11 protein-coding genes and 2 pseudogenes are annotated in these 13675 nt (G+C 66.6%); 7 read left to right on the top strand and 6 right to left on the bottom strand.

Annotation, left to right across the window (positions count from 1 at the left end; all coding sequences use genetic code 11):
• Positions 1-17: 17 nt before the first annotated feature.
• A pseudogene (locus J7024_RS06000) lies at positions 18-551 on the bottom strand (TonB-dependent receptor domain-containing protein); the annotation flags it as partial.
• Positions 552-910: 359 nt separating this feature from the next.
• Here J7024_RS06000 and J7024_RS05995 point away from each other — a divergent pair.
• The 6 genes from J7024_RS05995 (at position 911) to J7024_RS05970 (ending at position 6231) form a co-directional block, all read left to right on the top strand.
• Positions 911-1999 (top strand): toxic anion resistance protein, encoded by a 1089-nt coding sequence (locus J7024_RS05995; protein ID WP_124830715.1) that lies wholly within the window; start codon positions 911-913, stop codon positions 1997-1999.
• Positions 2000-2009: 10 nt separating this feature from the next.
• Positions 2010-2747, top strand: coding sequence for a VWA domain-containing protein (locus tag J7024_RS05990; RefSeq protein WP_175752307.1), 738 nt, complete (start codon positions 2010-2012; stop codon positions 2745-2747).
• Positions 2748-2791: 44 nt separating this feature from the next.
• Complete coding sequence (locus J7024_RS05985) at positions 2792-3808, top strand: DUF475 domain-containing protein (RefSeq protein WP_124830713.1); 1017 nt, start codon at positions 2792-2794, stop codon at positions 3806-3808.
• 90 nt (positions 3809-3898) lie between these two features.
• Positions 3899-4555 carry a TerD family protein gene (locus J7024_RS05980; protein WP_124830712.1) on the top strand — a complete coding sequence of 219 codons (657 nt, stop codon included), beginning with the start codon at positions 3899-3901 and terminating at the stop codon, positions 4553-4555.
• A 51-nt stretch (positions 4556-4606) separates the two neighbouring features.
• Positions 4607-5473 (top strand): hypothetical protein, encoded by an 867-nt coding sequence (locus tag J7024_RS05975; protein WP_175752309.1) that lies wholly within the window; start codon positions 4607-4609, stop codon positions 5471-5473.
• Positions 5474-5610: 137 nt separating this feature from the next.
• A complete protein-coding gene (locus J7024_RS05970; RefSeq protein WP_124830709.1) occupies positions 5611-6231 on the top strand; it encodes an HAD family hydrolase in 621 nt (206 codons plus the stop codon).
• A gap of 30 nt (positions 6232-6261) precedes the next feature.
• Here J7024_RS05970 and J7024_RS05965 read toward each other — a convergent pair whose 3' ends face one another.
• Positions 6262-7374, bottom strand: a complete 1113-nt coding sequence (locus tag J7024_RS05965) for a fatty acid desaturase (protein ID WP_124830708.1) — start codon at positions 7372-7374, stop codon at positions 6262-6264.
• A gap of 226 nt (positions 7375-7600) precedes the next feature.
• Between J7024_RS05965 and J7024_RS05960 the strand changes: the two genes are divergently transcribed.
• Positions 7601-8638, top strand: coding sequence for an AraC family transcriptional regulator (locus J7024_RS05960; RefSeq protein WP_124830707.1), 1038 nt, complete (start codon positions 7601-7603; stop codon positions 8636-8638).
• A gap of 67 nt (positions 8639-8705) precedes the next feature.
• Here the strand turns inward: J7024_RS05960 and J7024_RS05955 are convergent, their stop codons facing one another.
• From J7024_RS05955 to cysN, 4 genes and pseudogenes are all read right to left on the bottom strand, one after another.
• Positions 8706-9755 (bottom strand): lactonase family protein, encoded by a 1050-nt coding sequence (locus J7024_RS05955; protein WP_124830706.1) that lies wholly within the window; start codon positions 9753-9755, stop codon positions 8706-8708.
• Positions 9742-10080: pseudogene (locus tag J7024_RS05950) on the bottom strand (MFS transporter); the annotation flags it as partial. The gene J7024_RS05955 and the pseudogene J7024_RS05950, both read right to left, overlap by 14 nt.
• A gap of 402 nt (positions 10081-10482) precedes the next feature.
• The gene (locus J7024_RS05945; protein WP_175762317.1) at positions 10483-11670 is read right to left on the bottom strand and encodes a helix-turn-helix transcriptional regulator; all 1188 of its coding nucleotides are present in this window, start codon (positions 11668-11670) and stop codon (positions 10483-10485) included.
• Positions 11671-11791: 121 nt separating this feature from the next.
• Positions 11792-13663 carry a sulfate adenylyltransferase subunit CysN gene (gene cysN, locus J7024_RS05940; RefSeq protein ID WP_124830717.1) on the bottom strand — a complete coding sequence of 624 codons (1872 nt, stop codon included), beginning with the start codon at positions 13661-13663 and terminating at the stop codon, positions 11792-11794.
• Positions 13664-13675 lie beyond the last annotated feature (12 nt).

The raw sequence follows: 13675 nt of genomic DNA, 5'->3' as shown, positions 1-13675 counted from the left end.
GCGGGCCTTCGCCCGCGTCAGAAGTCTGTCGTCATCGACAGCCACGCCGAGCGCGGATTGCCCTGCGTCAGATACCCGCCGATCGTCGACGACCGGTGCGACTTGCTCGCCAAGTTGCGCATGGTCGCGCGGAACGTGGTCTTCTTGCCGAACAGTTCGGTCGCATAGCGCGCGCCGAGGTCGAAGCGGTCCCGGGCCGGAATCGACATCGTGTTCGTGATATCGAGATACTGCAGCCCCGTGTGGATCCTGCGCGCGCTCAGCGTGAGGCCATGCACCGCCGCTATGTCGTATTCGGCGCGGGGTTCAACAGGAACGACGGCACGCTGATCGGCCGGTTGCCGTCGTTGGTGCCGCTGGCCGTGTTCCGCAGCGTCGCGTTGAGGTAGGTCGCACCCGCGATCAAGCGCACACCCTTCCACGGTTCGCCGTTTTACGGCCGTCTCGATGCCGCGATGGCGCTGCGTGCCGTCGGCGCCGAACGCGCTCGACGGCGGATCGGTGTACGCCATCGGCTTCTCGATCTGGAGCAGCGCAAGCGATGCGCCGTATTCAATGACCCGCGGTCGATCGGCGCGGGCGCCGGTCGGCGGCATCCAGGTCGTCCGTAATCCCGAAAATCCGATTATTTCATCTTCATTTCGCATTGATCTGACATGTAAGCTTCGGGCGCGCCGGAATCCCGCGCGGTAGCCATACATGGCCACGGGAGCAGCGTTGTGGGGCCGAGGCATCAGCGTGTTTTATTACAAAATGAATGGAATGTGAAAGAATTCGATCGCTTGACGCAATGTGTCCACGGCATTTATTGTCCGTCTGCCGCCCGTGAGAGAGCACGACGGCAATCGGATGCGCGTCTCGCGCACACGACAACACGCTGCAAAAGTAAAAAAGGAAACGTGATAGCCACATGAAGCCGCTATTCGACGACAAGAAATCCGATGCGGTCAGCGATCGTCCTTCCACCCAGTCTTCGTCACACGTCGCGGTGCCTGCTGCCGCCGTCGCGCCGGCCGTGCGGCCGACGGAGCACGCGCGCCTGATCACCGTCGACGAGATCGACCAGCTTGGTGCGAAGCAAGGCACGCGAATCGCCGCTTTCTCGCAGCAGATTCTCACGAATGTGCGCGCGTCGGATGCCGACCAGTTCGGCGACAAGCTCAACGAACTGATTGCGACCGCGAAGGGGCTCGACCCGCGCGGCGCCGACAAGGGCGGGCTGCTCACGCAGGTCACGCGGCTGTTCCGTTCGACCAAGGAGAAGCTGCTGTCGCAATACGAGTCGGTGAGCAAGCGGATGGATACGCTCGTCGTCGAACTCGAGACGCATGCGCAACGCCAGAAAGCCGGCATCGACGAGCTCGAGCGCATGTACAACGACAACTACGCGCTGCACCAGGAGCTCGCGCAGGCGAAGGCGCACGGCGAAACGGCGCTCGCGGCGCTGCGTGCGCACCTCGCGGCCGGCCAGCAGCCGGCGGACGATGCATTCGCCGCTCAGCGCCTGCTCGACGTGAAGCGCAAGGTCGACGCGCTCGAAAGCAAGCTCGACGATCTCGATCGCGCGATGCTGATGTCGAAGCAGCTCGCGCCGCAGATCCGGATGGAGCAGGACCAGAAACGCACGCTGACGTCGAAGTTCATGACGATCAAGACCGTGCTGATTCCCGCATGGACCAATGCGTTCGCGCTCTACCTCGAGCAGCTCAGCACGAAACGCGCAGCGGCGCTCGCGAACGCGACCTACGACGCGGCCGACGAGGCGATCCGCGCGCAAGCCGATCTGAATCGGCAGAACGCGCAGGAAGTCGCGAAGCTCGGCCAGCGCCCGGTGATCTCGACCGACACGTTCGAATACGCGCAACAGCAACTGTTCGGCGCGTTCGACGACATCACGCAGATCATCGCCGACGGCAAGCGCCTGCGCGAGCAGGACGCGCCGCGCCTGCGCCAGCTCGAGCAAGACCTGATCACCCGATTCGCTCCGAAGCACAATTGAGGAACACCGCATGATTACGCTTGAGAAACGCGCGGCGAAGGTCGCGATCGTCCTCGAAAAACGCCAGATCCTGAAGCCGCCAGTCGTGCGCGTCGGCGCGGCGCTCGACATCTCGGGTTCCGCGAAGCCGCTTTACCAGTCGGGCGTGATCCAGGAGACGCACGACCGGATCCTTGGCATTGCACTGAAGTTCGACGACAACGGCGAAGTCGACACGTGGACCTTCACCGAAGGCTACGACCGCCTGCCGACCGCGACGCCGGAAAACTACGGCTCGTACATTTCGGATTACGTGCTCGAGGCGCGGATCGACAAGTGGGGCGGCACGCAGTATGCGCCGGTGATGAACGACATCGTCGACTTTTTCTTCCGCGCGCCGGAGCCCAGGCGCGAAGAAAAGCGCGGCTTCCTGAGCCGGCTGTTCGGCGGTGCCGAAACCGCCGCCCCGCCCGCGCCCGCGCCGGTGAACGGCGATCTGCCCGCATGGGTGCTGTTCGTCACCGATGGCCAGAACCCGAAGAACGACCGCAAGCGCGTGCGCCAGCTGCTGGCCGAGTCGCAGCACTTTCCGCTGTACTGGTCGCTCGTCGGTGTAGGCGATCCGAGCGAATTCGGCTTTCTCGCGGAAGTCGCGGACGAGATGCCGAACGTCGGCTTCCTGCATCTCGAATCGCTCGACGTGAGCGACGAACACATTTACGAACAACTGATCACGCAAGAATTCTGCGACTGGGTGCGCGCGAAGTAAGCGCAGCGCGGACGCCCATTTTCCTGAACTTCCATACCCCAATCATGTTGAAAGACTTCAAGATTCCGCTGTCGCTCACGGTGATCGCGCTGGTCGCCGCCTATCTGCTCGGCGGCGTGAAGGACATGCTGATCGTCGCGGTCCTGTCGGTACTCGAGATCTCGTTGTCGCTCGACAACGCGGTCGTGAACGCTTCCGTGCTGAAGAACTGGTCGGAGAAGTGGCGCAACCGTTTCATGGTGTTCGGCCTGCCGGTCGCCGTGTTTGGCATGCGGCTCGTGTTCCCGCTGCTGATCGTCGCGGTGATCGGCCACATCGGCCTGTGGGACGCGCTGACGCTCGCGATCGAATCGCCCGAGAAGTACGCGGCGGTGCTGACCTCCGCGCATCACGAGGTGTCGGCGTTCGGCGGCGCGTTCCTGCTGATGGTGTTCTTCAAGTTCATGCTCGACACCGAGAAGGACGAACACTGGATCGGTTTTCTCGAAGGCCCGATGCGCCATCTCGGTCGCATCACGGCGCTGGAAGTGGCGCTGACGCTCGCGATCGTGATCGTCGCGTCGTTCTACGTGCCGGCCGCGGAGCAGGTGAGCTTCCTGCTCGCGGGCGCGTTCGGCGTGATCGGCTTCGTGATCGCGCACGGCGTGGGCGACCTGGTCGGCGGCGAGGACACGGGCACGCGGGTGGTGCGCGAAGGTGTTGCGGGTTTCCTGTACCTCGAAGTGCTCGATTCGTCGTTCAGCTTCGACGGCGTGATCGGCGCGTTCGCGCTGTCGAACAACATCTTCCTGATCGCGCTCGGTCTCGGCGTCGGCGCGGCCTACATCCGGGAGATGACGCTCGTGCTGCTGAAGAAGGGCACGCTTGCGCAGTATCGCTATCTCGAACACGGCGCGTTCTGGGCGATCGGCGCGCTCGCGACGATCATGTTCCTCGGCGTGAAGTTCGACGTGCCCGAAGTCATCACGGGCCTGATCGGCGCGGCGATGATCGCTGCGGCGGTGTGGTCGTCGATCATCGTGCAGCGCAAGGAAGACCGGACTGCGGTGGCAGGCGAGTAACGCGGCACACGCATCACATCAACAAGGGGCCGCGCGGTGCGGCCCGGCATTGCCGCCTGCGCAACGGCGGTTCCAGCAGAAGAGGTTCAGATGATCAATTTGTCGAAAGGCGGTCGCGTCAACCTGTCGAAGGAGGCGCCCGGCACGCAGAAATTCCGCATCGGTCTCGGTTGGGACGCGAACGCGACGGACACGGGTTCGGATTTCGATCTCGACGTGTCGGTGTTCCTGTGCAAGTACGATGCGCAGAGCAATCCGAAGCTGATCTCGGATCAGCACTTCGTGTTCTACAACAGCGAAGTGCGGACGATGGACCGCAAGGAAACCTTCATCCAGCCGGGCGACGATTTCCCGAAGCGCGGGATGCCCGCATCGAAGTGCATGGGCGTCGTGCATAGCGGCGACAACCGCACGGGCAGCGGCGATGGCGACGACGAGGTGATCTTCATCGACGTGACGAAGCTCGCGGCCGACGTCGAGGAAATCTCGGTGGTGGTGACGATCGACCAGGCCGAAGCGCGTCGCCAGAATTTCGGGCAGGTTCGCAACAGCTACATCCAGATCGCCGACGAGGTGTCGGGCGCGGTGATCGCGAAGTATGCGCTCGAGGAAGACTTCTCGATGGAGACGTCGGTGCAGGTGGGCAGCTTCTATCGTCGCGACGGCCACTTCATGTTCAAGGCGGTCGGCGCCGGCTACAACCGTGGCCTCGGCGATTTCGTGCGCGCGTACGGCGGCGCGGTCTGACTGGCGGCAGCCCGGCTGGCGCGACTGCGCGGCGCCTGGCAGCAAGCATCGATGGCGAATCCGTCCGACGAGCCGAAGCGGCTCGAGTTCGATACGACGCCCGAGCGCACGCCCGGGCGTCTTGCGTTCGACACGCCGGCGGCGGCCGGTGTGCCGGCCGCGCGTGCGCCCGAGCGGCCGGCGCCGCAGGCGCTCGACCTGGGGCCGGCGCCCGTGCACGCCACGCGTGCGGCGCCTGCCGACGCGCTGGGCCGCGCGCTGTTCGGCGGATCGAACCATCCGCAGCTCGAAGCGTGCTTTAGGGCCGCGCAGGCCAGCTTCCCGCATCTCTATCCCGATTACGCGCCGCGCATCGAGCGGCACATCCGGCAACTGGTGCCGCTCAAGCTCGCGACGGTCGCAACGATCGGCGACGGGGCGCTGGAGGCGGCCGGCAATCTCGTCGAAGCCGTCGCGGCGACGACGCGCGAATTCAACGAGCTCGGCGCGGCCGACATGATGGCAGGGATGCTCGCGCAGGCGACGCGCAAGGCGGGCATGTTCGACCGCTGGTTCGGCGCGGCGTCGGCGCACGTCGACTATCGTGCGGCGCTCGGCGCGCTCAAGCAGTCGCTCGGCTTTTTCCCGCGCCGCACCGAGGAGCTCTCCGCGAAGGTCCGCCATGCGGAAGAAAACCTCGTGGTCGTCCTCGCGGCGCTGAGTGCGGTGTCGGACGTCGTGCGCGCACCGGATGACGCCGGTATCGAGCGCACGCTGTTCGACCGCCGCAACATCGTCGGGCAGGCCGTCCAGCAGATCCGGATGCAGCCCGCGCAACTGCGCGGACTCGACGAGCGCGTGACCGATCTGCTGTCGCGCGCCGATCACCTGATGAACGTCGTGCTGCCTGCGGCGCATGCGGCGCGGCCGCAGCGCTGAGCGAACCGCACGAACCGCACGACTGCGCGCTCCGGCGCGCGCGGTCGCTGCGCGAGCCATACGGCAGCACGCCGTTTCGCGTGGACCGGCGCGATTCTGCTATCTTCCGGGGCATCTCACTGCTTTCCCGTCTCTCCATGACCGACCGCATCGTTGCCGCCTTCGATTTCGACGGCACCATCACGACTACCGACAGCTTCCGTCATTTCGTCCGCTACGCGGTCGGCACGCCTCGTTTCGCGTGGGCTGGCCTGCGCGCGCTGCCGTGGATCGTCGCGATGAAAGCGGGGCTGCTGTCGCGCGGCGACGCGAAGGCGAAGTTCGCCGGGTTTGCGTTCGGGCCGATGCGCGAGGACGCGCTCGACGCGTTGGCGTGCCGGTTCGTCGACGGCTATCTGCCGAACTTCGTGCGTCCGGAAATGCTCGAGCGGATTCGCGAGCATCAGGTGCGCGGGCACGAAGTCGTATTGGTCAGCGCGTCGCCGTCGCTGTATCTGGAGAAGTGGGCGAAGACGGTCGGCATCGACACGGTGCTCGCGACGCACCTCGCGTTCGAGCGTGGCGTGTTCACCGGACGGCTGAATGGCGAGAATTGCTGGGGGCCGCAGAAGGTCGTGCGCTTGCGCGGCTGGTGGGGGAGTCAGCCGCCCGCGAAACTGTTCGCGTACGGCGACAGCCGCGGCGACAAGGAAATGTCCGAACTGGCGAATTGGGCGTGGATCCGTGGGCACGGACCGATGCCGGCGATCGGCGATTGATCCGGTGAAGGGAGTCGCGGCCGTATGCGTTCATGCGTCGGCCTGCTGCGCGCCACGCCTACCGCGATACGGCTGATAAGCGCCCCAGCGATTCGCGCGCTTGAATGTGCCGACGTCGTTGAACCGAACGCCGACTTCACGCAGTGCCGCATGCGCGGTTCGCGCGGTCAACTGGCGGATGTAGAACGGATCGCGCACCACGAAGTGATGGATTGCGTGCGTGCTGCCGAAGTTGAAGCAGAACAGCTGGAACGGCAGCATCCACCACGGGTTGAGCACCTGCGTCTGCTGGATCACGTTGCGTGAATCGATGTCGCCGAAGTAATGCATGTTCGAGCTGACGAGGTTGATGCAGAAGCTGCGCACGAAGTTCGGCCCGAGCCACACGACCGCGAGAAAATCGACGATGCTCATCACGCGCTCGACGATCGCCGGCACGCTCGGCGCATGGCCGAATGCATGCAGCGCGAACAGGCCGGCATGATAGACGATGAACGCGTGCCACAGCGCGTAGTACGCGTGACCGATCGGCATGTAAGACGACACCTGTTCGACGCGCAACTGCGCGCGCTCGGCCGCATCCTGCACCGGCTGCGCGGCGACGTACCGCTTGACCTTGCGGCGCATCGCGTCCGGCCGCAGCACGACGGCGAGCATTCCGTCCGCGATCATCAGCAGCCGCTTCACGCCCCAGCGTTCGCCGTTGGTGATGCCGAATTCCTCGAGATCCGATTCCCCGCCCGACTCCTTGTGGTGATGCAGGTGCATGCGCCGCCGCGTCCATGGGTTGATCGTGCCCGGCCGCGTAAGCCAGCACAGCGCCATCATCAGGTGATAGGCCCACGGGGTCTTCTTGAAGTACATCAGGTGGATCAGGTCGTGCTCGAGCTCGTGGATCAGCGACGTGACGAACGCGGCAAGCGGCAGCGCGACGTACCACGCGATCGTGCCGCGCGCATACAGCCACGCGATCGCGAGCATCGCGCTCACCGACACGGCCATCACGGTCGCACCGACGACATTCTGGCGGTCGAGCAGCGGAAAACGCGCGCGAATCGCATCGCTCGCGGCGTTGACCTCGCGGCGGACATACGCGACCTTGTCTGCGTCGTTGCGAAAGACGGTTCGTGCGGGTTGGCTCATCGAGCGGAATCCAGGCGGAAAGAGTGGGGCGCAATGCCGATGTGACAAGCATAGGCGCGCACCGGAGCGCACGCGAGGGCCGCCGGTGCCAATGATGGTGTCATTTCGGGACACCTTGGCCGGCGCACCGGCGTCCGGGCCCGCACCGCGCGGCTAGAGTGTCGTGGGGGTGTCATTGCGGGCCAGCGACGCTACAATCCGCCGAAACCGCTCCGGAGTCCGCCGCATGGCCCTGTCCGTTCCTGATGCCGCGCGCCAGTTGAACAAGGCGACGGTATCGTCCGCGTATGCGCTGTTCATGCTGATGCTCGCCGAGGAGCGTGGCATCGATTCGGGCCGCATTCTCGCCGGCTCTGGCGTCGAGCGCGACCGGCTCGCGCAGCCCGATGCGCGCATCACGCCGCTGCAGCAGGCGGCGATCGTATTCAACCTGCTCGATGCGACGGGCGATCCGTCGATCGCGATCGAGATCGGCCTGCGCAGCAGCCTCACGAAATCCGGGCTGATCGGCTTCGGGCTGATGAGCTGTGCCACGCTCGGCGAGGCGATCGCGCTCGGCATCCGTTACCTGCCGACCCGCGTGCCGTTCTTTTCGGTGCGGCTCGCACAGCTCGACGGGATCGTCGACATCGACGTGCTCGAGGCGTTTCCGCTCGGCCGACTGCGCCAGTTCGCGATGGAGAACTTCCTGGTCGAGACGGCGATCCTGTTCAATTCGCTGCTCGATCCGGCGCCCGGGCGCACGCTGCAGTCGCGTGCCGAACTGCACTTCGAGTGGCCGGAGCCGCCGTGGTTCGAGCGCTATCGCGCACGGCTGCCGCGCTGTCATTTCGACGCGAGCGCGAACCGCATCCGCTGCGACGCCGCGCTGCTCGACGAGCCGATCGGCACCGCGAACGCGCAGACCGCGCAGATGATCGTCCAGCAGTGCGAGGCCGAGCTCGCACGGCTCGGCTATGCGGAAAGCATCGTCGAGCGGGTGCGCAACCTGCTGATCTGCGGGGAGGCCGGTTATCCGTCGGTCGACGGCGTCGCGCGCGAACTGCACGTGTCGGCGCGCACGTTGAAGCGCAAGCTCGCGGAATTCGGCGCGACCTATTCGGCATTGCTCGACGAGATCCGGTTGCGCGACGCGCTCCGGTTGCTCGAGGGCACGCGCCTGCCGGTCGACGAGATCGCGGCAAGGGTCGGCTATACCGACCGTGCGAATTTCACGCGTGCGTTCAAGCGCTGGACAGGCGTGGCGCCGAGCGAGCGGCGCTGAAGGCGGGCGGGTCGATATCGCTCGCGAGGCCGGCGCCGATCAATCGATCAAGCAGCCAGCCAATCGATCAGACGATCGCAACCCAGTTCGCACCGCGACCGCCCGGCACGCGCGCATGCGGCCTCAGCGTGCCGTCGTCCGGCGCGATCGCGTACACCGACACGTATTCCGATTGCTCGCCGCACGCGACGAGCCAGCGTCCCGACGGATCGATCGCGAAGCCGCGCGGCTGCGTTTCGGTGGTCGTCGCGTGCGCGGGTTCGAACGTGCCGTCCGCATCGCGGCGATAGCAGAGCAACTGGCTCGACGTGCGTTCGCTGACGTACGCGAAGCGCTCGTCGGGCGTCAGGTGGACGTCGGCGGCCCAGACGGAAGGTTCGACCGGTGCGGGCGGGCGCGCATGACCTTGTACGAGGCCGGCCACGGCAGGGTGGCGCGCGCTCACGTGTGCATCGCCGAGGCGGCCGCTGTCGGCGTCGCGCGGGAACGTGGCGAGCGTCGCGAGGAATTCGCTGACCACGACGAGCGTGCGGCCGTCGTGCGCGAGGCGCAGGTGACGCGGACCGAAGCCTCCCGGCACGCGCGTTTCGCCGTGTTCGAGCGCACGCACGCCGCCGGCATCCTCGACCAGCGCGAACGTGAAGATCCGGTCCGAGCCGAGCGAGCTCACGTAGGCAAAGCGATTGTCCGGCGACACGACGACCGCATGCGCGTTCGCGATGCCGTCCGCGATCTGCAGCGGCGCACCGTCGCCGTCGCGCATGCGCGCGGCGTCGTAGAGGCTCAGCGAACTGCCGCCGTACGACGCGCCGAGCAGCCACCGGCCGCTGCGATCGAGCGACAGGTACGCATGGCTCGCGTCGATCGCGGTCGTGCCGATGCGCGCGAGCGCACCGGTCGCGGCCGCGACGCGGAACGCGACGATCGTCGGCTGCTCGCCGCGCGTCGCGACGTAGAGCCGCGCGCGATCGGGCTGCACGGCGATCGGCATCGCGACGTCGCCGGACGGGTAGCGGGCGAGCGGCGCGAGCGCGCCGTTGGGCGTGAGCGAGAACGTGGAGAGGTCGCCATCGGCGGCATTCGAGACGACGACGGTCAGGCGGTCAGTGTTCGGCATGGCGGAGCATTACGGTGTTCGTGAAGGATTCGTCGGCCGGCAAGCTGCGCGGCGGATCGCTGCGCCGGTGCGTGCGCGCGAACAGCGTGGCGACCGCGGCGGCGACGGACGCGATCGCGCGCGCATGCAGGCCGCCCGTGATCGAACCCGTATGTTGCTTCAGATAGCCGAAGGCCGTCGGTGCGACGAAGCCGCCCAGGTTGCCGATCGAGTTGATCAGCGCGATCACGGCCGCGGCCACGCGTGTGTCGAGGTAGCCCTGCGGAATCGGCCAGAACAGCGACGACGCGGCCTTGAAGCCGAGCGCGGCGAAGCAGATCGACGCTTCGAGATGACGGTCGACGAAGCCGACGTTCACGCGGTCGATGTAGTTCGCGATGAACATGATCATCACGAGGGCAGCACATGCCATTTCACTTTCGAGACGGCGGACGCGAGCGGGTCGAGGCCGGACAGGGCAGGCGAGGTCAACGGAGTCTCCGGTCGGGCGGCGATCGGGGCGGCGGCCCGCGTCGGCGTCGAGGTGATGAATGAAGTAGTATGTTGTCGTATAACATGGTACGCCGGAGGTAGACGCAAGAGATCGCGGGTTTACCCGTGGGAATCTCCAGATTTTTGGGAATACCATGAGACCGTGCAGGGGATGAATCACATCCAATGACGTATGACATCAGGTGCGGACGTCCGGTCGCCGCCGGGAGACGCGGGCCCGGCGGCGTGTCGACCGTTACGCCATCGACACGACGCTGTTCAGCAGCGTCTTCACGAGTACGGCCTGCCGCGTTGCGCCCGTTTTCGCGAAGATCCCGCGCAGGTGTGCGCGGGCGGTGTTCTTCGTGATGCCGGTCGCGGCGGCCGCCTCGTCGAGCGTCAGGCCGTCGACGAGCAGCAGCGCGATCTCGGTTTCCATCGGCGTCAGCCGGAACAGCCGGTGCAGCATGTCGCGCGACGTTTGCGGCGACGCCGCCGGATCGCGGATGAAGACCGCGACGGCAGGCCGGTGCTGGCGGTCCTCGGCGCCGCGATAGGGCGCGAGCGGGCGCAGCAGCACGTTCAACGGCATCGCGCCGCCGGGGCGCGACAGCGTGGTGGCCTCGATGCGCGCGAGCGCACCCGCGCGGAAATGCTCGAGCGCGGCCTGCAGTGCCTTCTGCAGCCGGCGCTCGTCAAGCGGACACGACGCATGGAGCCGTTCGTGGCGCAGGCACAGGCCGTCCTGTTGCTCGATCAGGCGCTCGGCAATACGGTTGCGCTTGATCACGCGACCGTCCTCGTCGACGATCGCGGTGCCGACATCGAGCCGGTCGACGGTGCCGGCGTACAGCGCGCGTTCGGCATCGAGCACGTCGAGTGCCGCGTGCAGTTCGACCGCGCGCTGCAGGTGCGGCAGCAGCGTTGCGACCTGGGCGCGCTCGGCCGGGTCGAACTCGCGGCCGCCATGCGCGCGGCTCACGAAGAATGCGCATTCGACGCCGCGCTCGACGCGCAGGTTCGCGCCGAGGATGTAGCGCAGGTCGAGCGGTTGCAGGTACTGCCGGTAGAAATCGTGCGCGCGCCAGCGGGTTTCGCCGAACAGCGCATCGGCCGTGAAGACCTGGCCGGCCGGCTGATCGAGAAACGGGCAGAGCGCATAGAACTGCTCGCTGTACGAGGGTTCGCCGGGCAGCAGCGGGCCGTGGCTCGACGCGTTGATGATGAGTCCGCGCCGCGTGCCGCCGGGATTGCGCAGCACGAGCGTCGTGAAGCTTGCGTCGAGCCGCACGCGGATCGCTTCGAGAAAGCCGGCCCACGGTGTGGTTTCGGACGGGCCCTGGTAGACGAGCCCGAGCCACGCGCTCAGCTCGCGGGCGGTCCAGGCGGCGGCGTCGAAATCGTCGTGCGCGGCCGTGTCGCCAGGTGCCAGCGCGGTCAGCATGCTCGTGTTCTCCTCGGTCGGGTGAATGCTCCCGACCCAGCATACCGACCGGCCAGCGGCCCGCGTCATCCGAACGGAGTAGACGACGCGGGCCGTGCCCGCCCGATGCCGCCGAAGCGGCTTATGCGGCGCGTTCGCGCAGCAGGTAGGCGACGATCCGGTCGGCCGCGGCTTCCGGCGATTCGGCCACCGTATCGATGCGCAATTCCGGCTGTGCGGGCGGCTCGTACGGCGAGTCGATGCCGGTGAAGTGCTTCAGCTCGCCCTTGCGCGCCTTCTTGTACAGGCCCTTCGGATCGCGTTCCTCGGCGACCGCGAGCGGCGTGTCGACGAACACTTCGACGAACTCGTCCGGGCCGACCATCGCACGCGCCATGTCGCGCTCCGAGCGGAACGGCGATATGAACGACACGAGCGTGACGAGCCCCGCATCGAGCATCAGCCGCGCGACTTCGGCCACGCGCCGGATGTTCTCGACGCGATCGGCCTCGGTGAAGCCGAGATCGCGATTGAGGCCGTGCCGCACGTTGTCGCCGTCGAGCAGGTACGTGTGCTTGCCGAGCGCATGCAGCCGCCGTTCGACGAGGTTCGCGATCGTCGACTTGCCGGCGCCGGACAGGCCGGTCAGCCACACGATGCGCGGCGTCTGCGCCTTCTGCAGCGCACGCGCGTCGCGGTCGACGTCGACGGCCTGCCAGTGCACGTTGTGCGCGCGGCGCAGCGCGAAGTGCAGCATTCCAGCGCCGACCGTGTCGTTGGTGAAGCGATCGATCACGATGAAGCCGCCGGTGTGGTGGTTGCGGTCGTACGGATCGAAGGCGACGGGCCGGTCGAAGCTCAGGTTGCACACGCCGATCTCGTTCAGCGCGAGCGTGCGTGCGGCGAGATGCTCGCGCGTGTTCACGTCGATCTTGTGTTTCGGCGTCGCGCAGGTTGCACTGACGGTCTGCGTGCCGAGCTTCACGAGATAAGGACGGCCCGGCAGCAGCGGTTCGTCGTGCATCCACACGAGCGTCGCCTCGAACTGGTCGGCCACTTCCGGCGGCGCATCGGCGCGCGCGATCAGGTCGCCGCGGCTGATGTCGATCTCGTCGGCGAGCGTGAGCGTCACCGCTTCGCCGGCGCGCGCGACGTCGGCTTCACCGGCCGGCGTGATCACCGACACGACGCGGCTCTCCTTGCCGGACGGCAGCACGCGCACGCGTTCGCCTACGCGGACTTCGCCGGACGCGATACTGCCGGCGTAACCGCGGAAGTTCAGGTGCGGGCGATTGACCCATTGCACTGGCAGCCGGAACGGTTCGTCGCGCGTCACGCGCTCGACGAGCGGCAGCGTGTCGAGATGCTGCATCAGCGTCGCGCCCGTGTACCAAGGCATCCGAGAACTCGGCGCGATCACGTTGTCGCCGCGCAGCGCGGACATCGGAATGCTGACGATCTCCTCGAGGCCGAGCTCGGCCGCGAACGCGCGATAGTCGGCGTCGATGCGCTCGAACACCGCGCGGTCGTGGTCGACCAGGTCCATCTTGTTGATCGCGAGCACGACGCGCTTGATGCCGATCAGCGCGACGAGATGGCTGTGGCGGCGCGTCTGCGTGAGCACGCCCTTGCGCGCGTCGATCAGGATGACTGCAAGGTCGGCGGTCGACGCGCCGGTGATCATGTTGCGCGTGTACTGCTCGTGGCCGGGCGTGTCGGCGACGATGAACTTGCGCCGCGCGGTCGCGAAGAAGCGATACGCGACGTCGATCGTGATCCCTTGCTCGCGCTCGGCCGACAGACCGTCGACGAGCAGCGCGAAATCGAGTTCGCCGCCTTGCGTGCCAACTTTCTTCGAATCGGCTTCGAGCTGGGTCAGCTGGTCGTCGAACAGCATGTTCGATTCGTAGAGCAGGCGGCCGATCAGCGTGCTCTTGCCGTCGTCGACGCTGCCGCAGGTAATGAAGCGCAGCAGGTCCTTCGTCTGCGCATCGTCGGCGTGCATGACGGGCATATTGTGCAGATC

This window comes from Burkholderia sp. WTPI3 (assembly GCF_021483755.1).
Classification (GTDB): domain Bacteria; phylum Pseudomonadota; class Gammaproteobacteria; order Burkholderiales; family Burkholderiaceae; genus Burkholderia.
This window is presented reverse-complemented; position numbering and strand designations above follow the sequence as displayed.